The following is a 24,457-nucleotide window of genomic DNA, read 5'->3' on the forward strand; positions in this document are numbered from 1 at the left end:
TGCCCTGTGACAACTGCAAAACGCTACGACAACTACATCAACGGCGAATGGGTTGCCGGTGCCGACTACTCGGCGAACATCAACCCGTCCGAGCTGAGCGATACCATCGGCGATTACGCCAAGGCTGACCTGACGCAGGTTCACGCCGCCATCGATGCGGCCCGCGCCGCGTTCCCGACCTGGTCGGTTTCGGGCATTCAGGCCCGTCACGATGCGCTGGATAAAGTCGGCACGGAAATCCTCGCCCGTCGCGAAGAACTCGGCACCCTGCTGGCCCGGGAAGAGGGCAAGACCCTGCCCGAAGCCATTGGCGAAGTGACCCGCGCCGGCAACATCTTCAAGTTCTTCGCCGGTGAATGCCTGCGTCTGTCCGGCGACTACGTGCCGTCGGTGCGCCCGGGCGTCAACGTCGAAGTCACCCGCGAAGCCCTCGGCGTGGTCGGTCTGATCACCCCGTGGAACTTCCCGATTGCCATTCCGGCATGGAAAATCGCCCCGGCCCTGGCCTACGGCAACTGCGTGGTGCTCAAACCTGCGGATCTGGTGCCGGGTTGTGCCTGGGCGCTGGCGGAAATCATCTCCCGCGCAGGCTTCCCGGCCGGCGTGTTCAACCTGGTGATGGGCAGCGGTCGGGTGGTCGGCGAAGCGCTGGTCAACAGCCCGAAAGTCGACGGCATCAGCTTCACCGGTTCGGTCGGCGTGGGTCGGCAGATCGCCGTCAACTGCGTGTCGCGCCAGGCCAAGGTGCAGCTGGAAATGGGCGGCAAGAACCCGCAGATCATTCTCGACGACGCCGACCTCAAGCAGGCGGTCGAGCTGTCGGTGCAGAGCGCGTTCTACTCCACCGGCCAGCGTTGCACGGCGTCGAGTCGCTTGATCGTCACCGCCGGGATTCACGACAAGTTCGTCGAAGCCATGACCGAGCGCATGCAGTCGATCAAGGTCGGCCACGCGCTCAAATCCGGCACCGACATCGGTCCGGTGGTTTCCCAGGCGCAGCTGGAACAGGACATGAAGTACATCGATATCGGCCAGTCCGAAGGTGCACGTCTGGTCAGCGGCGGTGGTCTGGTGACCTGCGACACCGAAGGCTACTTTCTCGCGCCAACGCTGTTTGCCGACAGCGAAGCGTCGATGCGCATCAGCCGTGAAGAAATCTTTGGCCCGGTGGCTAACGTCGTTCGCGTGGCCGACTACGAGGCGGCGCTGGCGATGGCCAACGACACCGAGTTCGGTCTGTCGGCCGGCATCGCCACCACGTCGCTGAAGTACGCCAACCACTTCAAGCGCCATTCGCAGGCCGGGATGGTGATGGTCAACCTGCCGACCGCCGGTGTCGATTACCACGTTCCGTTCGGGGGCCGTAAGGGGTCATCCTATGGCTCACGTGAGCAAGGCCGCTATGCGCAAGAGTTCTACACGGTCGTGAAGACCAGCTACATCGGCTCCTGAAGCAATACCCCTGTAGGAGCTGCCGAAGGCTGCGATCTTTTGATTTGNATCGCAGCCTTCGGCAGCTCCTACAGGGAATACATGCAGCACAACAGATTCACCCGCGCATAAAAATAATCAGTGGGAGTACATCTACATGCAATCGTCCAAGCCGACTCACGTCCGCTATTTGATCCTGCTCATGCTGTTTCTGGTGACTACGATCAACTACGCCGACCGCGCGACCATCGCCATCGCCGGTTCCAGCCTGCAAAAAGACCTCGGCATCGACGCGGTCACCCTCGGTTATATCTTCTCCGCTTTCGGGTGGGCCTACGTTGCCGGACAGATTCCCGGTGGCTGGCTGCTCGATCGCTTCGGCTCGAAAAAAGTCTACGCCCTGAGCATTTTCACCTGGTCGCTGTTCACCGTGCTGCAAGGCTTTGTCGGTGAATTCGGCATGTCCACGGCGATCGTTGCGCTGTTCATGCTGCGCTTTCTGGTCGGTCTGGCGGAGGCGCCATCCTTTCCCGGTAACGCACGGATTGTCGCGGCCTGGTTCCCGACCGCTGAACGCGGTACGGCCTCGGCGATCTTCAACTCGGCGCAATATTTCGCCACTGTGCTGTTCGCGCCGCTGATGGGCTGGATCGTGTATCGCTTCGGCTGGGAGCACGTGTTCATTGTCATGGGTATCCTCGGCATCATCTTCTCGCTGGTCTGGCTCAAGGTTATCCACAGCCCGCGTCAGCATCCGCTGGCCAACGAAGCCGAAGTGCAGTTCATCGCCGACAATGGCGGCATGGTCGACATGGACGTCAAGCAAGGCAAAAAAACCGACGGGCCGAAGTGGGATTACATCCGTCAGTTGCTGACCAACCGCATGATGCTCGGCGTGTATCTGGGCCAGTATTGCATCAACGGCATCACTTATTTCTTCCTGACCTGGTTCCCGGTGTACCTGGTGCAGGAGCGCGGCATGACCATCCTCAAGGCTGGTTTCATTGCCTCGCTGCCGGCGATCTGCGGTTTCATCGGTGGCGTGCTTGGCGGGGTGATTTCCGATTACCTGCTGCGCAAAGGGCATTCGCTGACCTTCGCCCGCAAGGCGCCGATCATTGCCGGCTTGCTGGTCTCGAGCAGTATCGTGGCCTGCAACTATGTTGACGTGGAATGGATGGTCGTTGGTTTCATGGCATTGGCCTTCTTCGGCAAAGGCGTAGGCGCGCTGGGTTGGGCGGTGGTGTCCGACACTTCGCCAAAACAGATCGCTGGCCTGAGCGGCGGGTTGTTCAACACCTTCGGCAACCTCGCTTCGATTACCACGCCGATCGTGATCGGCTACATCATCAGCTCCACCGGTTCGTTCAAGTGGGCGCTAGTGTTCGTCGGTGCCAACGCACTGGTCGCGGTGTTCAGCTACCTGGTGATCGTCGGCCCGATCAAACGTGTGGTGCTCAAAGAGCCGCCAACCAACGGTGGTTCTGAAATCACCGGCAAATTGTCTCAAGCGCATTCCTGAGGAGCGGCGTCATGCAGTTGATTGAACATTCCGACTCGCCGCGCTACATCCGCCTGCACGAGCGGGACAACGTAGTGATTGTGGTCAACGACCAGGGCGTGCCGGCCGGTACCGAGTTCCCGGACGGTCTGGTGACCGTGGACTTTGTGCCGCAGAGCCACAAGGTCACCCTCGAGGACATTCCCGAGGGCGGCCAGGTGATTCGCTACGGCCAGACCATCGGCTACGCGTTGCAGCCGATCCCGCGTGGCAGCTGGGTCAAGGAAGATCAACTGCGCATGCCGACCGCGCCGCCGCTGGACAGCCTGCCGCTGTCCACCGAAGTACCGGCCGCGCAGTCGCCGCTGGAAGGCTTCACGTTCGAGGGTTATCGCAACGCCGACGGCACCGTCGGCACACGCAACATTCTCGGGATCACCACCACGGTGCAGTGCGTCACCGGCGTGCTCGACCACGCGGTAAAGCGCATCAAGGACGAGCTGCTGCCGAAGTATCCGCACGTTGATGACGTGGTGGCGCTGACCCACAGTTACGGCTGCGGCGTGGCGATCACCGCGACTGACGCCTACATCCCGATTCGCACCGTGCGCAATCTGGCGCGCAACCCGAACCTGGGTGGCGAAGCGCTGGTGATCAGTCTGGGCTGCGAGAAATTGCAGGCCGGGCAGGTGATGCATGAGGACGATGCCTCGGTCGATCTCAGCGAGCCATGGCTGTATCGCCTGCAGGATTCCAGTCACGGTTTCACCGAGATGATCGAGCAGATCATGGCGCTGGCCGAAGTCCGTTTGCAGAAGCTTGACCAGCGCCGCCGCGAAACCGTGCCGGCCTCCGAGCTGATCCTCGGCATGCAGTGCGGCGGCAGCGATGCGTTCTCCGGCATCACCGCCAACCCGGCGTTGGGGTATGCCTCGGACTTGCTGCTGCGCGCCGGGGCGACGGTGATGTTTTCCGAAGTCACCGAAGTGCGCGATGCGATCTATCTGCTGACGTCCCGTGCCGAAACCAAGACCGTGGCGCAGGAACTGGTGCGCGAGATGGACTGGTACGACCGCTATCTGGCCAAGGGTGAGGCGGATCGCAGCGCCAATACCACGCCGGGCAACAAGAAGGGCGGGTTGTCGAACATTGTCGAGAAATCGCTGGGCTCGATTGTCAAATCCGGCAGCAGCGCGATCAATGGCGTGCTCGGCCCGGGCGAGCGTTTCAAGCAGAAGGGTTTGATCTTCTGCGCGACGCCAGCGAGTGATTTTGTCTGCGGCACCTTGCAGTTGGCCGCGGGGATGAACCTGCATGTGTTCACCACCGGGCGGGGCACGCCGTATGGCTTGGCCATGGCGCCGGTGGTCAAGGTCTCGACCCGGACCGAGCTGGCGCAACGCTGGCCGGATCTGATCGATATCGATGCCGGGCGGATTGCTACCGGCCGTGCGTCCATCGAGGCGTTGGGCTGGGAGTTGTTCCACTATTACCTGGATGTGGCGAGCGGCAAGCAGCAGACGTGGGCGGAGAAGCACAAGCTGCATAACGACATCACCCTGTTCAATCCGGCGCCGATTACCTGAGTCCAAAAAAGATCGCAGCCTGNCTGCCGCAGGCTGCGATCTTTTGATCTTCAACAGCAACTCAGTGGCTTATCATTAAGCCCTGACGACGCTCACCCAAAGGCTCCCCCGGCATGCTGGCAATCTTCCTCGAAACCCTGAACATCACCGCGCCGGTGTTCGCCATGCTGTTCCTCGGGGTGTTGCTCAAGCGCATCGACTGGATCAACGACAACTTCATCCACACTGCCTCAGCGCTGGTGTTCAACGTCAGCATGCCGGCGCTGCTATTTCTCGGGATTCTGCATGCGGATCTGCACGCCGCGCTGCAACCGGCGCTGCTGATCTATTTTGCAGTCGCCACGCTGGTGAGTTTTGCCCTGGCCTGGGGCTGGGCGATCATCAAGTGCCCGCGTGAAGATCGCGGCATCTACACCCAGGGCGCGTTTCGCGGCAACAACGGGGTGATTGGTCTGGCGCTGGCGGCGAGCATGTACGGCGACTACGGGATTTCCCTCGGGGCAATTCTCGCGGCGCTGGTGATCCTGTTCTACAACACGCTGTCGACCATCGTGCTTGCGGTGTACAGCCCGGTGATCAAGTCCGATCCGTGGAGCATCTGCAAAAGCGTGTTCAGCAATCCGCTGATCATCAGCGTGATTGCCGCCGCACCGTTCGCGTATTTCCAGATCAGCCTGCCAGGCTGGCTGGAAACCTCCGGCCAGTATCTGGCGCAAACCACCTTGCCGCTGGCGCTGATCTGCATTGGCGGCACGCTGTCATTAGCGGCGCTGCGCAAGAGCGGGAGCATGGCGCTCAGTTCGAGTCTGGTGAAGATGATCGGTTTGCCGGTGCTGGCGACGCTCGGTGCGTGGCTGTGGGGCTTTCGCGGAGCGGAGCTGGGGATTCTGTTTCTGTACTTCGGCAGCCCGACGGCGGCGGCGAGTTTCGTCATGGCCCGGGCAGCGCAGGGCAATCATGAGCTGGCAGCGGCGATCATTGTGCTGACCACGCTGATGGCGGCGGTGACCACCAATATCGGGATCTTTCTGTTGCAGTGGGGTGGGTGGATCTGAAGGGCAAGATCAAAAGATCGCAGCCTGCGGCAGCTCCTACATTGGAATGCGTTCTCCTGTAGGAGCTGCCGAAGGCTGCGATCTTTTAGTTTTTCTGATAACTGTCGATCACTTCCTGCGCCGCGCGAAACGCATCTATCGCCGCCGGTACTCCGGCATACACCGCGCAATGCAGCAGCGCCTCACGAATCTCCTCGACCGTGCAGCCATTGTTCAGCGCACCCCGTACGTGGCCTTTCAATTCCTGCGGGCACTTCAATGCAGTCAGCGCGGCGAGGGTGATCAGGCTGCGGGTCTTGAGTGGCAGACCTTCGCGATTCCACACGCCGCCCCAAGCGTGTTCATTGACGAAATCCTGCAGCGGCTGGGTGAACTCGGTGGCGTTGCCCAGCGCGCGATCAACGAACGCATCGCCCATTACCTGACGGCGGATTTCAACCCCGGTTTTCTGCGAATCGGTCATGGCACATCCCTCTTGTGGTGTTGGCGGCGCCAGGCGCGTACGGACGTGAATAACAGAAACGCCAGCAGCGTTGGCAGCACGTAAAACAGCATCAGCTTTTCCAGTTTGCCGGCCAGTGGCATGCCGGTGGTGAACGACACCACGTGCAGCCCGTAAACCGCGTACAAACCGAGCAACAACAAACCTTCAGCGCGGGTCACGCGATAGCCGGAATAGAACACCGGCAGGCACAGCGCGGCGACGCCGAGCATCACCGGCAGGTCGAAATCCAGTGCGTTGGGCGAGACCGACAACGGTGTCGGTGCGAACAGTGCGGTAACGCCGAGCACCCCGAGCAGGTTGAACAGGTTGGCGCCGATCACGTTGCCCACGGCGATATCGCGCTGCCCGCGCAGTGCGGCGATCAGCGAGGTGGCGAGCTCCGGCAGCGAGGTGCCGACCGCGACCACGGTCAGGCCGATTACTCGTTCGGAGAAGCCCAGATCCGTCGCCACCGCCACCGCTGCGCCGAGCAGCAAATGCCCGGCGAACACCAGCAGCGCCAGACCGACGACGATCATCAACAGACTGCTGAACCACGGCACCTGCGGGGCTTGCGGCAATTGCGAATGCGGACGCGCCGAGTGCCGCGACTGGCGCAGCAACAAACTGAGGTACAACGCCAATGCCGCGAGCAGCAGCACGCCGTCGAAGCGACCGATCTGTTCGTTCCAGGCGAGGACAAACACCAGCAGGCTGGCGCCGATCATCAGCGGAATATCCAGGCGCACCAGTTGCCGCGAGACCCGCAGCGGAATGATCAGCGCCGACAGACCAAGGGTCACGAGGATGTTGAAGATGCTGCTGCCGATCACGCTGCCGACGGCGATGTCGGGGTTGTGCGTCAGGGTCGCTTGCAGGCTGACCGCCATCTGCGGGGCGCTGCTGCCAAGGGCGACGATGGTCAGGCCTATGATCAGCGGGCGCACATGCAGGCGGGCGGCCAGACGCACCGCGGCGCGCACCATCAGTTCGGCGCCGAGGATCAACAGGATCAGGCCGCTGAGCAACTCGATCACGTTGATCAGCGGTAAATCGGCCAGAGCAAAAATGGTCAGCGCTCCATCAGTCGTCGAGGGCCTGTATGCGCACGCGTGCCGTGCCGCTGCCTAGCATGCCGAGGCGTTCGGCGGCTTCACGGGAGACATCGATCAAGCGGCCACGGGTGTGCGGGCCGCGATCATTGATGCGCACAACGCAGGATTTGTCGTTTTTCAGGTTGGTGACCTTCACCCGCGTGCCGAACGGCAGTTGGCGATGGGCGGCGGTCAGGGAATTCTGGTTGAACGCTTCGCCGCTGGCGGTGCGTTTACCGTGGTGCTTGGTACCGTAATAGGAAGCGACGCCAGTCTGGTCGTAACCGTGCGGGTCGATGATGTCGTTGCTGGCGCAACCGGCGAGCAAGGAGAGCAGGGCGCAGGCGCCGAGCAGGCGTTTCATTCGAAAGCTCCACAAAACAAATGTGGAAACAACCCAATGTGGAGATCAGCTTCTGTGGTGAGGGGATAAATCCCCTCACCACAAAACCCCTTCAGCCATGGATTGTTCCCACAGGGGATGGAGCCAGGCTTCAGGTCTGGCCCCATTTGCATCAGCCTTCGAGCTTGCTTTTCAGCAGTTCGTTCACTTGCTGCGGGTTGGCTTTGCCTTTCGAAGCCTTCATGGCCTGACCGACGAAGAAGCCGAACATCTTGCCGCGTTTGGCTTCGTCTGCCGCGCGGTATTGTTCGACCTGCTCGGCGTTGGCCGCGAGCATTTCGTCCAGTACCGCGGAGATCGCGCCGCTGTCGGTCACTTGCTTGAGGCCACGCTTGTCGATGATCTCGTCCGCCGTGCCTTCGCCGTTGGCCATCGCTTCGAACACCACTTTGGCGATCTTGCCGGAGATGGTGTTGTCCTTGATGCGCTGCAGCATGCCGCCCAACAGCTCGGCGGAGACCGGCGAGTCCTCGATGTCCAGGCCTTGCTTGTTGAGCAGGCTGCCCAACTCGACCATCACCCAGTTCGCCGCCAGTTTGGCGTCGCCACCGATGGCTGCGACTTTCTCGAAGTAGTCCGCTTGCTCACGGCTGGTGGCCAGCACGTTGGCGTCGTAGGCCGACAGACCGAACTGGCTCTGGAAGCGCTCGCGCTTTTGCGGTGGCAGTTCCGGCAGAGTGGCGCGCACCTCGCCGAGGAACGACTCTTCGATGACCACCGGCAGCAGGTCCGGATCGGGGAAGTAACGATAGTCGTTGGCTTCCTCTTTGGAGCGCATCGGACGGGTCTCGTCCTTGTTCGGATCGTACAGACGGGTCTGCTGGATCACTTTGCCGCCGTCTTCGATCAGCTCGATCTGCCGCTGGATCTCGGAGTTGATCGCCTTCTCGATGAAGCGGAACGAGTTGACGTTCTTGATCTCGCAGCGGGTGCCGAACTCGACCTGGCCTTTCGGGCGGACCGAGACGTTGCAGTCGCAACGCAGCGAGCCTTCGGCCATGTTGCCGTCGCAGATGCCCAGGTAACGCACCAGCGCGTGGATCGCTTTGACGTAAGCCACGGCTTCCTTGGCGCTGCGCATGTCCGGCTCGGAAACGATTTCCAGCAGCGGCGTGCCGGCACGGTTCAGGTCGATGCCGGTGGCACCGTTGAATTCTTCGTGCAGGCTCTTGCCAGCGTCTTCTTCCAGGTGCGCGCGGGTGATGCCAACGCGTTTGACCGTGCCGTCTTCCAGGGCGATGTCCAGGTGGCCCTTGCCGACGATCGGCAATTCCATCTGGCTGATCTGGTAGCCCTTCGGCAGGTCCGGGTAGAAGTAGTTTTTACGCGCGAACACGTTGTGCTGACCGATCTCGGCGTCAATCGCCAGACCGAACATCACCGCCATGCGTACCGCTTCCTGGTTCAGTACCGGCAATACGCCGGGCATGCCCAGGTCGATCAGGCTGGCCTGGGTGTTCGGCTCGGAGCCGAACTGGGTGGAACTACCGGAAAAGATTTTCGACCGGGTAGTGAGCTGAGTGTGAATCTCCAGCCCGATCACGACTTCCCATTGCATGTGTGTCTCCTCAGAAGCCGGTTGGGGTGCGGGTGTGCCAGTCAGTGTTCAACTGATACTGATGGGCAACGTTCAACAGGCGACCTTCCTGGAAATACGGCGCGAGCAACTGCACGCCCACCGGCAGACCGTCGACAAAACCGGCCGGCATCGACAGGCCCGGCAGGCCCGCGAGGTTGGCGGTGATGGTGTAGACGTCTTCCAGATAGGCAGCGACCGGATCGCTGTTCTTTGCGCCGAGCTTCCAGGCCGGGTTCGGCGTAGTCGGGCCGAGGATGATGTCGACTTCATTAAAGGCCGCCATGAAGTCGTTTTTCACCAGGCGACGGATCTTCTGCGCTTTCAGGTAGTAGGCGTCGTAGTAACCGGCGGACAGCGCGTAGGCGCCGACCATGATCCGGCGCTGCACTTCCGGCCCGAAGCCTTCGCCACGCGAGCGCTTGTACAGGTCGATCAGGTTTTCCGGGTTCTCGCAGCGATGGCCAAAGCGCACGCCGTCGAAACGCGACAGGTTCGAAGAGGCTTCGGCCGGGGCGATCACGTAGTACGCAGGAATCGCGTGCTGCATGTTCGGCAGGCTGATTTCCTTGATCACGGCACCGAGCTTCTGCAGCTCTTTGATGCTGTTCTGGATCAGTTCGGCGATGCGGGGATCGAGACCGGCGCTGAAGTATTCCTTCGGCACGCCGATGCGCAGGCCCTGCAGCGAAGTGTTGAGGCTGGCGGAGTAATCCGGAACCGGCTCATCGATGCTGGTGGAGTCGTTCTGGTCGAACCCGGCCATACCTTGCAACAAAATCGCGCAGTCTTCGGCAGTGCGCGCCAACGGGCCGCCCTGATCGAGGCTGGAGGCGTAAGCGATCATGCCCCAGCGCGAAACACGACCGTACGTCGGTTTCAGGCCGGTGAGGTTGGTGAATGCAGCGGGCTGACGGATCGAACCACCGGTATCGGTGGCCGTGGCCGCCGGCAACAGACGAGCGGCAACCGCCGCCGCCGAACCACCGGACGAACCACCCGGCACGTGTTCCAGGTTCCACGGGTTTTTCACCGCGCCGTACCAGCTCGACTCGTTGGCCGAACCCATGGCGAATTCGTCCATGTTGGTCTTGCCCAGGGTCACGGCGCCGGCAGCTGCCAGTTTCGCAACCACGGTGGCGTCGTAGGGCGCCTTGAAGTTGTCGAGCATCTTCGAGCCGCAGCTGGTGCGGATGCCCTGGGTGCAGAACAGGTCCTTGTGGGCGATCGGCGCACCGAGCAGGGCGCCGCTCTCACCGTTGGCCCGGCGCGCGTCGGCGGCTTTCGCCTGCGCAAGCGCCAGCTCTTCGGTGAGGCTGATGAAGCTGTTGAGCTGCGGATCGAGCTGGGTAATACGCGCCAGCAGGACTTTGGTCAGCTCTTCGGAGGAAAACTTTTTATCGGCGAGACCGCGGGCGATCTCGGCCAGAGTCATTTGATGCATTGCAGGCTCTTTCCCTTTAGTCGATGACTTTCGGAACCAGATACAGGCCGTTTTCGACCGCTGGTGCGATGGACTGGTAAGCCTCGCGGTGATTGGTCTCGGTCACGACGTCGGCGCGCAGGCGCTGACTGGCTTCCAGCGGGTGGGCCAACGGCTCGATACCGTCGGTATCGACGGCCTGCATTTCGTCGACCAGCCCGAGAATGCTGTTGAGGGCGGAAGTAATGTGCGGAAGATCGGCATCATTCAGGCCAAGGCAGGCCAGATGCGCGATTTTTTCCACGTCGGAGCGTTCTAGCGCCATCGGGATTCTCCAGTGGAAAACAGAACGGACGGCGTCCGTGTGTTAGATTGTCGGAACACTACCGCACTTCTACGGTCATAAGGCCGCGATTGTGGGGCTTGGTGCACAGAAAAGCGGCCAATTTAACATATTGGCGCCTTGCCCAAAATCCCTGTCGTTGTTAGAGTTTGCCGCACTTTTTTACCCACGCGTTGCCTAGGGTCCCTTTCCCATGTTCAAGAAACTGCGTGGCATGTTTTCCAGCGATCTTTCCATTGACCTGGGCACTGCCAACACCCTTATTTACGTGCGCGAGCGCGGTATCGTCCTGAATGAGCCATCGGTTGTGGCCATTCGGACACACGGTAACCAGAAAAGTGTCGTCGCTGTCGGCACCGAAGCCAAGCGCATGCTCGGCCGTACGCCGGGCAACATTGCTGCCATTCGTCCGATGAAGGACGGCGTGATTGCCGACTTCAGCGTCTGCGAAAAGATGCTGCAATACTTTATCAACAAGGTTCACGAAAACAGCTTTCTGCAGCCCAGCCCTCGTGTGCTGATCTGCGTTCCATGCAAATCCACCCAGGTTGAGCGTCGTGCCATCCGTGAATCGGCCCTTGGTGCCGGTGCCCGTGAAGTGTTCCTGATCGAAGAGCCGATGGCCGCTGCGATCGGTGCCGGCCTGCCGGTTGAAGAAGCCCGTGGCTCGATGGTCGTCGATATCGGCGGTGGTACCACCGAAATCGCGCTGATCTCCCTGAACGGTGTGGTCTATGCCGAATCCGTCCGCGTGGGCGGCGACCGCTTCGACGAAGCGATCATCACCTACGTGCGCCGCAACTACGGCAGCCTGATCGGTGAATCGACTGCCGAGCGCATCAAGCAGGAAATCGGTACGGCCTACCCGGGCGGCGAAGTTCGCGAAGTCGACGTTCGCGGTCGCAACCTGGCCGAAGGCGTTCCACGCGCATTCACCCTGAACTCCAACGAAGTGCTGGAAGCTCTGCAAGAGTCTCTGGCAACCATCGTTCAGGCGGTGAAAAGCGCCCTGGAGCAATCGCCGCCGGAACTGGCTTCCGACATCGCCGAGCGTGGTCTGGTGCTGACCGGTGGTGGAGCGCTGCTGCGTGACCTCGACAAGTTGCTGGCCCAGGAAACCGGTCTGCCGGTGATCGTTGCCGAAGACCCGCTGACCTGCGTTGCTCGCGGCGGTGGCCGTGCATTGGAAATGATGGACAAGCACACCATGGACCTGCTCTCCAGCGAATAAGCGCTGGGTTGCAATACGTGGGTGAGCGCACAGGCAGCACTTTGCAGTGCTGCCTGTTGGCGTTTATCTTCTGTCAGTCTTCATCCAGGCCGGTTTGATGCCGTATGAATAAACAGAACATTTGCCTGGGAGGAGCGGCTTATTAAACCGCTTTTCGCCAAGGGCCCTTCGTTGGGCGTGCGCCTGTTGGTGCTGGCCGTGCTGTCGGTCGCGCTGATGGTGGTCGATGCCCGCTTCAGTCTGCTCAAACCTGCACGCAGCCAGATGTCGCTGGTGCTGATGGACGCCTACTGGATCACCGACCTGCCCGGCCGGTTGTGGGACGGTGTCGCCAGTCAGTTTGGCAGTCGCACCGAGCTTGTCGCCGAAAACGAAAAACTCAAGACCGAGAACCTGCTGTTGCAGGGCCGCATGCAAAAGCTCGCCGCTCTCACCGAGCAGAACGTGCGGCTGCGCGAGTTGCTCAATTCCTCCGCACTGGTCAACGAAAAGGTCGAAGTGGCCGAGTTGATTGGCATGGACCCCAATCCCTTCACCCATCGCATCATCATCAATAAGGGTGAGCGCGATGGCGTGGTGCTCGGTCAGCCGGTGCTCGATGCGCGCGGTCTGATGGGCCAGGTGGTCGAGTTGATGCCGTACACGTCCCGTGTGCTGCTGCTGACCGACACCACGCACAGCATTCCTGTCCAGGTGAACCGTAACGGTCTGCGGGCGATTGCCAGCGGTACCGGCAACCCGGAACGTCTGGAACTGCGGCACGTCGCCGATACCGCTGACATCAAGGAAGGCGATCTGCTGGTCAGCTCCGGCCTCGGGCAGCGCTTCCCGGCCGGTTATCCGGTGGCAACGGTCAAGGAAGTCATCCACGACTCCGGTCAGCCTTTCGCGATTGTCCGTGCGGTGCCGACCGCTGCGTTGAACCGCAGCCGTTATCTGCTGCTGGTATTCAGCGACAACCGCACCGCCGAAGAGCGCGCCAACGATGCGGCGCAGGCTCAGGAAAATCTTGATGCGCAGGGCGGTGGACCGGTGATTCCGGCCACGGTGCCGAAAACCGTGACACCGCCTGCAGCGGTGCCTGCGCCGGCCGCGACCGCCACGCCGGCAGTCAGTGCTACGCCGGCCAAACCGGTCGCCAGCAAGCCGCCTGCCAAACCAACTGCAGCCACGCCCGCGAATAGCCGGCCTGCAGCGTCCCAGCCGGCGGTTCGATCAGCGGCCAAACCGCCTGTCACCACGCCGGCCAACACCGGGAGACAAGAATAATGGTCGGGGCTACCGCTTCGCGTAACGGTTGGATGGTCTGGCTAACGTTTCTCATCGGCCTGCTGCTCAGTGTGTCGCCGATGCCGCAATTCATGGAGATCCTGCGCCCGCTGTGGCTGGCGCTGCTCCTGGCGTTCTGGGCTTTGGCCCTGCCGCAAACGGTCGGCATGGTGACCGCGTTTTGCCTGGGACTGGCCGAAGACGTGCTCTACGGCACGCTGCTTGGGCAGAACGCGTTGATCCTGACGCTGATCACCTTCCTGGTGCTGTCGTTGCAGCAGCGTCTGCGGATGTTCCCGATGTGGCAGCAATGCCTGGTGATCCTGGTGATCTTCGGCCTCGCTCAGCTGGTTCAACTGTGGCTCAGCGCGCTGACCGGCAACCGCCAGCCAACGCTGGCACTGGTGCTGCCGGCATTGACCAGCGCGTTGCTCTGGCCCTGGGTCAGCTTCGCTTTGCGTGGATTGCGCCGGCGCTACAAAATCAACTGATTCGGTCAGGCATGTGCCCGCACCTCGACAAGGGAGATGTCTTGATGAAGCCGCTTTACCTCGCCTCTGGTTCGCCGCGCCGGCGTGAATTGCTCACGCAGATCGGCGTGCCGTTCTCCGCCATCAGCGCGGAAATCGACGAAACCCCGCTTGCCGAAGAATCGCCTTCGGCCTATGTCGAGCGCCTGGCGCGTGGCAAGGCCGAGGCCGGTCGACGCGCGCTCGCCTGCGACGCGGCGTTTTGCGTACTGGGGGCGGACACTGCCGTGGTGCTTGACGGTAAAATTCTTGGCAAACCGGTGGACGAAGTCGACGCATGCGCCATGCTGATGATGTTGTCCGGCAAAGAGCATGAAGTGCTGACCGCCATCGCTGTGCTGGAAGGCCAGCGTTGCGAGTCGCGCGTGGTGCGCAGTCTGGTGCGCTTCCGCCCGATCAGCCGCGAAGAGGCGGCGGCCTACTGGGCCAGTGGCGAACCTCGGGACAAGGCTGGCGGTTATGGCATTCAGGGCCTCGGCGCGGTGTTTGTCGCCGGGCTCAATGGCAGCTATTCGGCGGTGGTCGGGCTGCCGGTTTGCGAAACCGCAGAACTGTTGGGCCATTTCGGCATACCCTGTTGGCAAAACCTGAACGCGCAATGAGCGTCGTATGGATCAAGATGCGGCCATTATCGTGAACATGCCTGAACGAGACCCTGCCATGAGTGAAGAGATTCTGATCAACATCACGCCGATGGAATCGCGCGTGGCGGTGGTCGAAAACGGTGTGCTGCAAGAAGTCCACGTCGAGCGCACGCAAAAACGCGGGATCGTCGGCAACATCTATAAAGGCAAGATCGTCAGGGTGCTGCCGGGCATGCAGGCGGCATTTGTCGATATCGGTCTGGACCGTGCGGCATTCATTCACGCCTCGGAAATCTCCCTGCGCGAAGGCCCGGCGGTGGAAAGCATCAGCGCGCTGGTGCATGAAGGCCAGAGCCTGGTGGTGCAAGTCACCAAGGATCCGATCGGTTCGAAAGGCGCACGTTTGACCACCCAGCTGTCGATCCCGTCGCGCTATCTGGTGTACATGCCGCGCACCGCCCATGTCGGCATTTCCCTGAAGATCGAAGACGAAGCCGAGCGCGAGCGCCTCAAGCAGGTGGTCAGCGATTGCGTGGCCAAGGAAGGAATCAAGGAGGCCGGTGGCTTCATCCTGCGTACCGCCGCCGAAGGCGCCGGGGCCGATGAAATCCTCATGGACATCCGCTACCTGCGGCGCCTGTGGGACCAGATCAATGCGCAGATCCAGACCATCGGCGCACCGAGCGTGATCTACGAAGACCTCGGTCTGGCGCTGCGTACCCTGCGCGATCTGGTCAGCCCGAAGATCGAGAAAATCCGCATTGACTCCCGGGAAACCTTCCAGAAAACCACGCAGTTTGTCGCCGAACTGATGCCGGAAATCGCCGATCGTCTGGAACACTATCCGGGCGAGCGGCCGATTTTCGACCTGTATGGCGTCGAAGACGAAATCCAGAAAGCCCTCGAGCGCAAAGTGCCGCTCAAGTCCGGCGGCTATCTGGTGGTCGATCCGGCGGAAGCCATGACCACCATCGACGTCAACACCGGCGCGTTCGTCGGTCATCGCAATCTCGAAGAAACCATCTTCAAGACCAACCTCGAAGCCGCCACCGCGATTGCCCGGCAGATGCGCCTGCGCAATCTGGGCGGGATCATCATCATCGACTTCATCGACATGGAAGATGAGGAGCATCAGCGCCAGGTGCTGCGCACCCTGGAAAAACAGCTCGAACGTGATCACGCCAAGACCAACATCATCGGCATCACCGAGTTGGGCCTGGTGCAGATGACCCGCAAGCGCACCCGTGAAAGCCTTGAGCAAGTGCTGTGCGAGCCGTGCAGCAGCTGTCAGGGGCGGGGCAAGCTGAAGACTCCGGAAACCATCTGTTACGAGATCTTCCGCGAAATTCTGCGTGAAGCCCGGGCCTATCAGGCCGAAGGTTACCGGGTGCTGGCGAACCAGAAGGTGGTGGACCGTTTGCTCGATGAAGAATCCGGTAACGTTGCCGAGCTTGAAGGGTTTATTGGCCGCACCATACGCTTTCAGGTCGAGACCATGTATTCGCAGGAACAATATGACGTGGTGCTGCTCTGAACCCCTGCAGCACATTTAATCCACAACGGCTGGCCTCAGCTTTTAGTAGTTTTTTTGCCATGGGAGCCAACTGACATGGAGCGTCTGACACGCATTTTGGCCGCACTGACCCGCTGGGGGCTGGGCCTGTGCGCGTTGGTTCTGGTGTTGATGGCGTTGTACGTCAGCCTCGGTCGGGAACTGGCGCCGCTGGTGGCGGAATACCGCACCGATATCGAAGACAAGGCCACGGCTGCGCTCGGTATGCCGTTGCAGATTGGCGAACTGGAAGGCAACTGGAGCGGCTTCGCACCGATTCTGCTGGCCCATGATGTGATGGTCGGTGACGGTGCCAACGCCTTGCGCCTGGATCGGGTGCGCGTGGTACCTGATCTCTGGGCCAGTCTGTTGGCGCGCGAAGTCCGCATCGCCCATCTGGAACTGAACGGCCTGAAGATCAGCGTCAAGGAAGCGCAGGACGGCACATGGTCGCTGGAAGGCCTGCCGGTGCAGAACGACCAGCCGCTTGATCCCGAACAACTGTTCAAGCGCTCGCAGATCGTTCAGCAACTGTCGGTGCTCGACAGTCAGGTGACCGTGCAGCCGCTGGACCATGCGCCGATGACCTTCACCTACGTCGGCCTCAATCTGAAAACCGGCAGCAGCCGGCAGCGCCTCGACGCTCGTCTGACTTTGCCCGACGGGCAGCCGATGGCGATGAGCCTGCGAACACGGATTCGCCCCTCCCGACTGCCGGACAGCTCGGTGGAAGGCTATGTCAGCCTGCCGCAAAGCGACTGGTCGAAGTGGTTGCCCGAGCGTTTGACCCAGCAATGGAATTTTTCCGAGATCAAGGCGGGCGGCGAGTTGTGGGTGAACTGGAACGACGGCGCCCTGCAAAGCGCCGCTGTCCGTTTGAACGCACCGCAGGTGACCGGCGCTTATGCCGAGCGCAAGCCGATCAAGATCAGCAATCTGGCGCTCAATGGCTATTACCAGCGCGACGATGGCGGCGCCACCGTTACGCTTGATTCGCTGGCGATGAGTGTTGGCGAAACCCGCTGGGAAACCCACGTGCAGCTCAAGCAGACGGCAGCCACTGATACAGTCGACGAGCTGTGGCATCTGCAGGCTGACCGCCTCGATTTGCAGCCGATCACCCCGTTGCTGAATGCACTGGGGCCGCTGCCTGAAGGCTTCGCCACTGTTGTCGACCACCTGAAAGTGACCGGCGGGTTGCGCAACGTGTTGCTGGATTTTCGTCCCAATGCCACCGACGGCTCGAAATTCGGCTTCGCGGCCAATCTGGATAAAGTCGGGTTCGACGCCTATCACGGCGCCCCGGCGGCGCGAAACGTCAGTGGCAGCCTCAGCGGCAACCTTGACGGCGGCGAGCTGCGCCTGGACAGCAAGGATTTCGTCCTGCACCTCGACCCCATCTTCGCCAAGCCATGGCAATACATTCAGGCCAATGCCCGGCTGACCTGGAAGCTCGATAAAGAAGGTTTCACCCTGATCGCGCCTTACCTGAAAGTGCTGGGCGAGGAGGGCAAGATTGCCGGCGATTTCCTGATCCGCCTGCACTTCGACCATAGCCAGGAAGACTACATGGACCTGCGCGTCGGGCTGGTCGATGGCGACGGTCGCTACACCGCCAAATACCTGCCCGAAGTCTTGAGTCCGGCCCTCGACGAGTGGCTGCGCACGGCGATCCTCAAAGGCGCGGTGGACCAGGGTTTTTTCCAGTATCAGGGTTCGCTGAGCAAAAATGCCAAGGATGTCGATCGCAGCATTAGCCTGTTCTTCAAGGTGCATGACGCCGAGCTGGCGTTCCAGCCAGGCTGGCCGCACGTGAGCAAGGTCAGTGGCGACGTGTTCATCGAGGACAGCGGCGTGCGCATCGTGGCCGACAAGGGGCAGTTGCTCGACACTCAGGTCAGCGACGTTTTCGTCAATATTCCCCATGTCCCGGCGGGGCAGCATACGCATCTGTTCCTCGACGGCGGGTTTGCCGGTGGGTTGGGTGATGGCCTGAAAATTCTCCAGACTGCACCGATCGGCACTGGCGAAACCTTTGCCGGCTGGGAAGGCGAGGGCGATCTGCAGGGCAAGGTCAAACTCGATATCCCGCTGGAAAAGGGCGATTTGCCGAAGATCCTCGTCGACTTCAAGACTGCCAATGCGCGCTTGAAACTGGCGGAGCCGAAACTTGAGCTGAGCCAGCTCAAAGGCGATTTCCGTTTCGACAGCGCCAAGGGGTTGAGTGGGCAGAACATCGCCGCCAAGGCTTTTGACAAGCCGGTGACCGCGCAGATTTTCGCGGATGGCAGCCCGGGCAAGCTCAAGACGCGGGTCTCGGCTTCCGGGCAGGTCGAGGTCAAGAAACTCACTGACTGGCTGGGCGTGACTCAACCGTTGCCGGTGTCTGGGACCCTTCCCTATCAGTTGCAGGTCAACCTCGACGGCACTGACAGTCAACTGACGGTCAGTTCCAGCATGAAAGGCGTCGCGGTGGATCTGCCGGCGCCGTTCGGCATGTCGGCCCAGCAAGGGCGTGACACGGTGTTCCGCATGAGCTTGCAAGGTCCGGAGCGACGTTTTTGGGTCAGTTACGATCAACTGGCCAGCTTCACCTTCGCCGCACCGCCGAGCAATTTTGCCGATGGTCGTGGCGAGCTGTTTCTCGGTACTGGCGACGCAGTCCTGCCGGACGCCAAAGGCCTGCGCATACGCGGTGTGCTGTCGGAGCTGGACGTCGCGCCGTGGCAGGACCTGGTCAATAAATACGCCGGTAACGACCCGGGTGGCAGCGCCAAGCAATTACTCAACAGTGCCGACTTCAAGGTGGGCAAGCTCACCGCATTCGGCACCACACTCGATCAGGCGGCAGTTCAGGTCAATCGCAAACCGTGGGCGTGGAATCTGGCGCTCGACAGCCAGCAGGCCAAAGGCTCGGCCAGTCTTCCCGATGCCAAGGGCGCACCGATCGCGGTCAATCTGCAATACGTACGCCTGCCGGCACCGGATCCGACGGTGCAGGCCGACGAGAACTCGCCTGATCCGCTGGTTTCCGTCGACCCGACGAAGATTCCCGCGCTGGACATCACCATCAATCAATTGTTTCTCGGCGCGGATCTGGTGGGCGGCTGGTCGCTCAAGGTACGGCCAACGGCCAAAGGTCTCGCCCTGAACAATATGGACATGGGCCTCAAGGGCATCCTGTTACAAGGCAATGGCGGCTGGGAAGGTACCCCGGGTTCGACCAACAGCTGGTTCAAGGGCCGGATCAGCGGCAAGAACCTTGCCGATGTGCTTAAGGGCTGGGGCTTCGCGCCGAGCGTGACCAGTGAAGAATTCCACATGGACGTCGATGGCCGCTGGCCGGGATCGCCGGCGTGGCTGGCGACCAAGCGTTTCTCCGGCACGCTGGATGCCTCGCTGAATAAAGGTCAGTTCGTTGAAGTGGAGGGCGGCGCGCAGGCGTTGCGGGTGTTCGGTCTGCTCAACTTCAATTCCATTGGGCGCCGTCTGCGTCTGGACTTCTCCGACTTGTTCGGCAAAGGCTTGAGCTACGATCGGGTCAAGGGTCTGTTGGTGGCAAACAACGGCGTGTATGTCACCCGCGAGCCGATTCGGCTGACCGGTCCTTCAAGCAATCTTGAGCTGGACGGTACGCTGGATCTGGTTGGCGATAAGGTCGATGCAAAATTGCTGGTGACCTTGCCAGTGACCAACAATCTGCCGATCGCCGCGCTGATTGTCGGCGCGCCAGCGGTCGGCGGGGCATTGTTCCTCATCGACAAGCTGATCGGTGACCGCGTGGCACGCTTCGCCAGCGTCAAATACACCGTCAAGGGCCCGTGGAAAGAGCCGAAAATCACCTTCGACAAGCCTTTTTGAGTAGCATGAGGCTTTTCCCCGTGTAGGAGCTGCCGCAGGCTGCGATCTTTTGATCTGGTTTTAAAAAGCACAATCGAAAGATCGCAGCCTGCGGCAGCTCCTGCAGTGATAAGTGGACTCCCTGTCAGGAAGCGGCCATGTCTTTAGCGGTGATTCAAATGGTCAGCCAGAGCGATGTGCTGGCCAATCTGGCGCAGGCCCGACGCCTGCTCGAGCAGGCGGCAATCGGTGGCGCGAAGCTGGCAGTGCTGCCGGAAAACTTCGCCGCCATGGGCCGTCGTGACATTGCCGACATCGGTAGGGCCGAAGCGCTCGGTGAAGGCCCGATCCTGCCATGGTTGAAACAGACTGCTCGCGACCTCAAGTTATGGATAGTCGCCGGCACCTTGCCGTTGCCGCCGCTTGGGCAACCGGACGCCAAGTCTCACGCCTGCTCGCTGCTGGTCAATGATCAGGGTGAAACCGTGGCACGGTATGACAAGTTGCACCTGTTCGATGTCGATGTGGCGGACAATCGCGGGCGGTATCGCGAATCCGATGACTATGCTTATGGCAGTGGCGTGGTGGTGGCGGACACACCGGTTGGCCGAGTCGGCCTGACCGTGTGCTACGACCTGCGCTTTCCGGAGTTGTACAGCGAATTGCGCGCTGCCGGTGCCGAGTTGATCACCGCCCCGTCGGCCTTCACCGCTGTGACCGGAGCAGCGCACTGGGAGGTGCTGATTCGCGCCCGGGCCATCGAAACCCAGTGTTATGTGTTGGCGGCAGCGCAGGGCGGGACTCACCCGGGACCGCGTGAGACTTTCGGTCACGCGGCGATCATCGACCCGTGGGGCCGGGTGCTGGCGCATCAGGATCAAGGCGAGGCGGTATTGTTGGCCGCACGCGACAGTGACGAACAAGCGTCTATCAGGGCGCGAATGCCGGTGACCCGTCATCGGCGGTTTTTCTCGCAGGGCGCCCAGCGGCCTGCTTCAGAACATGAATTTAAGGCGTAAACCTATGAGCGAGTTGTTGTCCTCAGTCAGTGATCACCTGTTGGCGCCCGGCGGCGTAACCATCGAGAGCCTGCAAGGCGTGCTCGGCGATCTGGCCGGCCCGGGCATCGATGCCGCCGACCTGTATTTCCAGGGGCAGATCTCCGAGTCGTGGTCGCTGGAAGACGGTATCGTCAAGGAAGGCAGCTTCAACCTCGACCAGGGTGTTGGCGTGCGTGCGCAGTCCGGCGAGAAAACCGGTTTTGCCTACAGCAACGCGATCACCCTCGAAGCCCTGGGCGCTGCGGCGCGTGCTGCGCGTTCGATCTCCCGCGCCGGGCAGAACGGCACGGTGCAGGCGTTCAGCACTCAGGATGTCGCGCAGTTGTATGCGCCGGACAATCCGCTGGAAGTGCTGAGCCGCGCCGAGAAAGTCGAGCTGCTCAAGCGCATCGACGTTGCCACCCGCGCCCTCGACCCACGGATTCAGCAGGTCAGCGTGAGCATGGCCGGGGTCTGGGAACGGATTCTGGTGGCGTCCACCGACGGTGGCCTGGCCGCTGATGTGCGTCCACTGGTACGTTTCAACGTCAGCGTGATCGTCGAGCAGAATGGTCGTCGCGAGCGCGGCGGGCATGGCGGTGGCGGGCGTACCGATTACCGCTATTTCCTCGCCGAAGACCGCGCCATGGGCTATGCCCGTGAGGCGCTGCGTCAGGCGCTGGTGAACCTGGAAGCGATTCCGGCACCGGCCGGCACTTTGCCTGTCGTCCTCGGTTCGGGTTGGTCCGGCGTGCTCCTGCACGAAGCGGTCGGCCACGGTCTGGAGGGGGATTTCAACCGCAAGGGCAGTTCGGCCTACAGCGGGCGAATGGGCGAAATGGTCGCCTCCAAACTGTGCACCATCGTCGATGATGGCACCTTGAGCGGCCGTCGCGGTTCGCTGAGCGTCGACGACGAAGGCACTCCGACCGAGTGCACCACGCTGATCGAGAACGGTGTGCTCAAGGGTTACATGCAGGACAAGCTCAACGCGCGCCTGATGGGGGTAGCCCGTACCGGCAACGGTCGTCGTGAGTCATACGCGCATCTGCCAATGCCGCGCATGACCAACACTTACATGCTCGGTGGCGAAAGCGATCCGGCGGAAATCATCGCATCGGTGAAGAAAGGCATCTACTGCGCCAATCTTGGCGGCGGTCAGGTCGACATTACCAGCGGCAAGTTCGTGTTCTCCACCAGCGAGGCGTACCTGATCGAGGACGGCAAGATCACCGCACCGGTCAAGGGCGCGACGTTGATCGGCAATGGTCCCGAGGCGATGAGCCGGGTGTCGATGGTCGGTAACGATCTGGCACTGGACAGCGGTGTGGGCACGTGCGGCAAGGACGGGCAGTCGGTACCGGTGGGTGTCGGTCAGCCGACGCTGAAGATCGATGCGATTACCGTGGGTGGCACGGGCGCATAAACAAAAAAGCTGTAGGAGCTGCNCTTGCTTTTAACAATCAAAGTCAAAAGATCGCAGCCTGCGGCAGCTCCTACAGGGGCGAGATATCAACGCAGACCGCGTTGCGTATCGTCCAGCTCACGGATGTACTTGAAGATCTTGCGGCTGGAAGCAGGAGGTTTGTTGTGTGCAACCTCGTGCTGAGCCTGACGGATCAGCGAACGCAGTTGCTGGCGATCGGCATCGGGGTATTCGACGACGAATTTCTCCAGCACGGCATCGTCACCGGCGATCAGCCGGTCACGCCAGCGTTCGAGGTTGTGGAAACGCTCGTTGTACTGACGGGTGGAGGCATCAAGTTGATCGAGCAGGACCAGAATCGCGTCAGTGTCCTGATCGCGCATCAGTTTGCCGATGAACTGCAGGTGCCGTTTACGCGCGATGTTCGCGGTGTGCTTCGGCGCATCGGCCAGGGCCCGGCGCAAAGCGTCGGTCAATGGCAGTTTTGCCTGCAAGTCGGGCTTGAGTGTTGTAAGGCGCTCGCCAAGGTCAACCAGAGCATGCAGCTCGCGTTTGACCTGAGATTTGCTTTTTTCTCCCGTATCGAGGGAGTCGTCGTAAGAATCAACCATGGTGGCAGTCCGCAAAGAAACGCCGCCATGATAACCAGTCGGGGGCCGCTTGTCCGGCCCGGTCGCTCGATGACCCCAGCCGAAAGCAGAATTTGAGTGGAGATGAGCATGAGTGCAGTTCAAAGCGTCGGTCCGCAAGCATTGCCGGCACTGCAGGAACAGGTCGAGCAGATCATCGCCGAAGCCAAGCGTCAGGGCGCCAGTGCCTGCGAAGTCGCGGTGTCGCTGGAGCAGGGTTTGTCGACCTCGGTGCGCCAGCGTGAGGTCGAGACGGTCGAGTTCAATCGCGACCAGGGCTTTGGCATCACCCTGTACGTCGGCCAGCGCAAAGGCTCGGCCAGCACCTCCGCCACCGGGCCGGATGCGATTCGTGAAACCGTTGCTGCCGCACTGGCGATCGCCAAACACACCTCTGAAGACGAAGCCTCGGGCCTCGCCGATGCCGCGCTGATGGCCAGGGATGTGCAGGATTTCGACCTGTTCCACGAATGGGACATCACCCCGGAGCAGGCGATCGAGAAGGCGTTGCTCTGTGAAGCCGCCGCATTCGACGCCGATGCGCGAATCAAGAACGCCGACGGCACCACCCTCAGCACCCATCAGGGCTGCCGCGTGTATGGCAACAGCCACGGTTTCATCGGCGGTTACGCGTCGACCCGGCACAGCCTGAGCTGCGTGATGATCGCCGAAGCCGATGGTCAGATGCAGCGCGATTATTGGTATGACGTCAACCGTCAGGGCAGCCTGCTGGCGGATCCAGTGAGCATCGGCCAGCGTGCCGCGCAACGGGCCGCGAGTCGTCTGGGCGCGCGTCCGGTGCCAACCTGCGAAGTGCCGGTGCTGTTTTCCGCCGAGCTGGCGGGCGGGTTGTTCGGCAGCTTTCTGTCAGCGGTCTCCGGCGGCAGTCTGTATCGCAAATCGTCGTTCCTCGAAGGCACGCTGGGGCAGAAGCTGTTTCCGGAATGGCTGACCATCGATGAGCGTCCACATCTGATGCGCGCCATGGGCAGTGCCTCTTACGACGGTGATGGCTTGGCCACCTACGCTAAACCGTTCGTCGAAAAGGGCGAATTAGTGTCGTACATCCTCGGCACGTACTCCGGGCGCAAACTCGGCATGCCAAGCACCGCCAACGCGGGTGGCGTGCACAATCTGTTCGTCACTCACGGTGATGAAGACCAGGCGGCGCTGTTGAAACGCATGGGTCGTGGCTTGCTGGTTACCGAATTGATGGGTCATGGCTTGAACATGGTCACCGGCGATTATTCGCGCGGAGCGGCGGGGTTCTGGGTCGAGAATGGCGAAATCCAGTTCGCCGTGCAGGAAGTGACCATCGCCGGCAACATGCGCGACATGTTCAAACAGATCGTCGCCGTCGGTAATGATCTGGAGCTGCGCAGCAATATTCGCACGGGCTCTGTGTTGATCGAGCGGATGACTGTGGCGGGCAGCTAAAACCCGGCGGTTACAAAAAGGCG

Annotated in this window: 20 protein-coding genes; 13 read left to right on the plus strand and 7 right to left on the minus strand. The window is 61.3% G+C overall.

From position 1 onward, the window contains the following. Positions 1–6: 6 nt before the first annotated feature. The 4 genes from ACTJKS_RS24000 to ACTJKS_RS24015 all read left to right on the plus strand — a co-directional run bounded on the left by ACTJKS_RS24000 (position 7) and on the right by ACTJKS_RS24015 (position 5,573). Positions 7–1,452, plus strand: coding sequence for an aldehyde dehydrogenase family protein (locus ACTJKS_RS24000; protein WP_262949111.1), 1,446 nt, complete (start codon positions 7–9; stop codon positions 1,450–1,452). 136 nt (positions 1,453–1,588) lie between these two features. Next, the gene (locus tag ACTJKS_RS24005) at positions 1,589–2,953 is read left to right on the plus strand and encodes an MFS transporter (protein WP_108181673.1); all 1,365 of its coding nucleotides are present in this window, start codon (positions 1,589–1,591) and stop codon (positions 2,951–2,953) included. Between the two features lie 11 nt (positions 2,954–2,964). Continuing rightward, positions 2,965–4,518 carry a galactarate dehydratase gene (gene garD / locus ACTJKS_RS24010; protein ID WP_041072809.1) on the plus strand — a complete coding sequence of 518 codons (1,554 nt, stop codon included), beginning with the start codon at positions 2,965–2,967 and terminating at the stop codon, positions 4,516–4,518. A 113-nt stretch (positions 4,519–4,631) separates the two neighbouring features. Next, positions 4,632–5,573: an AEC family transporter gene (locus tag ACTJKS_RS24015; protein WP_041072811.1), complete on the plus strand. Its 942-nt coding sequence runs from the start codon at positions 4,632–4,634 to the stop codon at positions 5,571–5,573. Between the two features lie 85 nt (positions 5,574–5,658). Here the strand turns inward: ACTJKS_RS24015 and ACTJKS_RS24020 are convergent, their stop codons facing one another. The 6 genes from ACTJKS_RS24020 to gatC all read right to left on the minus strand — a co-directional run bounded on the left by ACTJKS_RS24020 (position 5,659) and on the right by gatC (position 10,878). Then, positions 5,659–6,036, minus strand: coding sequence for a carboxymuconolactone decarboxylase family protein (locus ACTJKS_RS24020; protein WP_007966091.1), 378 nt, complete (start codon positions 6,034–6,036; stop codon positions 5,659–5,661). Next, positions 6,033–7,094: a calcium/sodium antiporter gene (locus tag ACTJKS_RS24025; protein ID WP_108181674.1), complete on the minus strand. Its 1,062-nt coding sequence runs from the start codon at positions 7,092–7,094 to the stop codon at positions 6,033–6,035. The genes ACTJKS_RS24020 and ACTJKS_RS24025 overlap by 4 nt, the downstream gene beginning before the upstream one ends. A gap of 46 nt (positions 7,095–7,140) precedes the next feature. Then, positions 7,141–7,515, minus strand: a complete 375-nt coding sequence (locus ACTJKS_RS24030; RefSeq protein ID WP_108181675.1) for a septal ring lytic transglycosylase RlpA family protein — start codon at positions 7,513–7,515, stop codon at positions 7,141–7,143. A 151-nt stretch (positions 7,516–7,666) separates the two neighbouring features. Beyond that, on the minus strand, positions 7,667–9,112 hold the full coding sequence (gene gatB / locus ACTJKS_RS24035; RefSeq protein WP_041072816.1) for an Asp-tRNA(Asn)/Glu-tRNA(Gln) amidotransferase subunit GatB: 1,446 nt from the start codon (positions 9,110–9,112) through the stop codon (positions 7,667–7,669). 10 nt (positions 9,113–9,122) lie between these two features. Beyond that, positions 9,123–10,574 carry an Asp-tRNA(Asn)/Glu-tRNA(Gln) amidotransferase subunit GatA gene (gene gatA, locus ACTJKS_RS24040; RefSeq protein ID WP_041072817.1) on the minus strand — a complete coding sequence of 484 codons (1,452 nt, stop codon included), beginning with the start codon at positions 10,572–10,574 and terminating at the stop codon, positions 9,123–9,125. A gap of 16 nt (positions 10,575–10,590) precedes the next feature. Continuing rightward, positions 10,591–10,878, minus strand: coding sequence for an Asp-tRNA(Asn)/Glu-tRNA(Gln) amidotransferase subunit GatC (gatC, locus tag ACTJKS_RS24045; protein WP_003221657.1), 288 nt, complete (start codon positions 10,876–10,878; stop codon positions 10,591–10,593). 211 nt (positions 10,879–11,089) lie between these two features. Between gatC and mreB the strand changes: the two genes are divergently transcribed. From mreB to tldD, 8 genes are all read left to right on the plus strand, one after another. Next, on the plus strand, positions 11,090–12,127 hold the full coding sequence (gene mreB / locus ACTJKS_RS24050; protein WP_002555108.1) for a rod shape-determining protein MreB: 1,038 nt from the start codon (positions 11,090–11,092) through the stop codon (positions 12,125–12,127). Between the two features lie 141 nt (positions 12,128–12,268). Next, positions 12,269–13,396: a rod shape-determining protein MreC gene (gene mreC / locus ACTJKS_RS24055; protein ID WP_108181676.1), complete on the plus strand. Its 1,128-nt coding sequence runs from the start codon at positions 12,269–12,271 to the stop codon at positions 13,394–13,396. Then, the gene (gene mreD, locus ACTJKS_RS24060) at positions 13,396–13,887 is read left to right on the plus strand and encodes a rod shape-determining protein MreD (RefSeq protein WP_003221660.1); all 492 of its coding nucleotides are present in this window, start codon (positions 13,396–13,398) and stop codon (positions 13,885–13,887) included. The genes mreC and mreD overlap by 1 nt, the downstream gene beginning before the upstream one ends. Positions 13,888–13,931: 44 nt before the next feature. Next, positions 13,932–14,528, plus strand: coding sequence for a Maf family protein (locus ACTJKS_RS24065; RefSeq protein ID WP_108181677.1), 597 nt, complete (start codon positions 13,932–13,934; stop codon positions 14,526–14,528). 58 nt (positions 14,529–14,586) lie between these two features. After that, a complete protein-coding gene (rng, locus tag ACTJKS_RS24070; protein ID WP_007961585.1) occupies positions 14,587–16,044 on the plus strand; it encodes a ribonuclease G in 1,458 nt (485 codons plus the stop codon). Positions 16,045–16,119: 75 nt separating this feature from the next. Beyond that, positions 16,120–19,923: a YhdP family protein gene (locus ACTJKS_RS24075; protein ID WP_262949110.1), complete on the plus strand. Its 3,804-nt coding sequence runs from the start codon at positions 16,120–16,122 to the stop codon at positions 19,921–19,923. A 137-nt stretch (positions 19,924–20,060) separates the two neighbouring features. After that, positions 20,061–20,921: a carbon-nitrogen hydrolase family protein gene (locus ACTJKS_RS24080; RefSeq protein WP_108181679.1), complete on the plus strand. Its 861-nt coding sequence runs from the start codon at positions 20,061–20,063 to the stop codon at positions 20,919–20,921. A 4-nt stretch (positions 20,922–20,925) separates the two neighbouring features. Further along, complete coding sequence (gene tldD, locus ACTJKS_RS24085; RefSeq protein WP_007961588.1) at positions 20,926–22,368, plus strand: metalloprotease TldD; 1,443 nt, start codon at positions 20,926–20,928, stop codon at positions 22,366–22,368. An 86-nt stretch (positions 22,369–22,454) separates the two neighbouring features. Here the strand turns inward: tldD and yjgA are convergent, their stop codons facing one another. Further along, entirely contained in the window at positions 22,455–22,979 is a 525-nt protein-coding gene (gene yjgA, locus ACTJKS_RS24090) for a ribosome biogenesis factor YjgA (RefSeq protein ID WP_007961589.1), read from the minus strand. Between the two features lie 108 nt (positions 22,980–23,087). On the opposite strand from yjgA, the gene pmbA reads away from it, so the two are divergent. Continuing rightward, positions 23,088–24,434 (plus strand): metalloprotease PmbA, encoded by a 1,347-nt coding sequence (pmbA, locus tag ACTJKS_RS24095; protein ID WP_027610838.1) that lies wholly within the window; start codon positions 23,088–23,090, stop codon positions 24,432–24,434. Positions 24,435–24,457: the final 23 nt, after the last annotated feature.

Origin of the sequence: Pseudomonas sp. 22189, from assembly GCF_052045635.1 — a bacterium.
In the GTDB taxonomy this organism is placed as follows: Bacteria; Pseudomonadota; Gammaproteobacteria; order Pseudomonadales; family Pseudomonadaceae; genus Aquipseudomonas; species Aquipseudomonas parakoreensis.

Bases quoted from the DNA above. Each gene is read 5' to 3' on its own strand.
- ACTJKS_RS24080 (WP_108181679.1), top strand. From the start codon at position 20,061: ATGTCTTTAGCGGTGATTCAAATGGTCAGCCAGAGCGATGTGCTGGCC.
- yjgA (WP_007961589.1), bottom strand. From the start codon at position 22,979: ATGGTTGATTCTTACGACGACTCCCTCGATACGGGAGAAAAAAGCAAA.
- tldD (WP_007961588.1), top strand. From the start codon at position 20,926: ATGAGCGAGTTGTTGTCCTCAGTCAGTGATCACCTGTTGGCGCCCGGC.
- mreB (WP_002555108.1), top strand. From the start codon at position 11,090: ATGTTCAAGAAACTGCGTGGCATGTTTTCCAGCGATCTTTCCATTGAC.
- mreD (WP_003221660.1), top strand. From the start codon at position 13,396: ATGGTCGGGGCTACCGCTTCGCGTAACGGTTGGATGGTCTGGCTAACG.
- garD (WP_041072809.1), top strand. From the start codon at position 2,965: ATGCAGTTGATTGAACATTCCGACTCGCCGCGCTACATCCGCCTGCAC.
- ACTJKS_RS24020 (WP_007966091.1), bottom strand. From the start codon at position 6,036: ATGACCGATTCGCAGAAAACCGGGGTTGAAATCCGCCGTCAGGTAATG.
- gatC (WP_003221657.1), bottom strand. From the start codon at position 10,878: ATGGCGCTAGAACGCTCCGACGTGGAAAAAATCGCGCATCTGGCCTGC.
- gatB (WP_041072816.1), bottom strand. From the start codon at position 9,112: ATGCAATGGGAAGTCGTGATCGGGCTGGAGATTCACACTCAGCTCACT.
- rng (WP_007961585.1), top strand. From the start codon at position 14,587: ATGAGTGAAGAGATTCTGATCAACATCACGCCGATGGAATCGCGCGTG.
- ACTJKS_RS24030 (WP_108181675.1), bottom strand. From the start codon at position 7,515: ATGAAACGCCTGCTCGGCGCCTGCGCCCTGCTCTCCTTGCTCGCCGGT.
- pmbA (WP_027610838.1), top strand. From the start codon at position 23,088: ATGAGTGCAGTTCAAAGCGTCGGTCCGCAAGCATTGCCGGCACTGCAG.
- ACTJKS_RS24015 (WP_041072811.1), top strand. From the start codon at position 4,632: ATGCTGGCAATCTTCCTCGAAACCCTGAACATCACCGCGCCGGTGTTC.
- ACTJKS_RS24005 (WP_108181673.1), top strand. From the start codon at position 1,589: ATGCAATCGTCCAAGCCGACTCACGTCCGCTATTTGATCCTGCTCATG.
- ACTJKS_RS24075 (WP_262949110.1), top strand. From the start codon at position 16,120: ATGGAGCGTCTGACACGCATTTTGGCCGCACTGACCCGCTGGGGGCTG.
- ACTJKS_RS24065 (WP_108181677.1), top strand. From the start codon at position 13,932: ATGAAGCCGCTTTACCTCGCCTCTGGTTCGCCGCGCCGGCGTGAATTG.
- gatA (WP_041072817.1), bottom strand. From the start codon at position 10,574: ATGCATCAAATGACTCTGGCCGAGATCGCCCGCGGTCTCGCCGATAAA.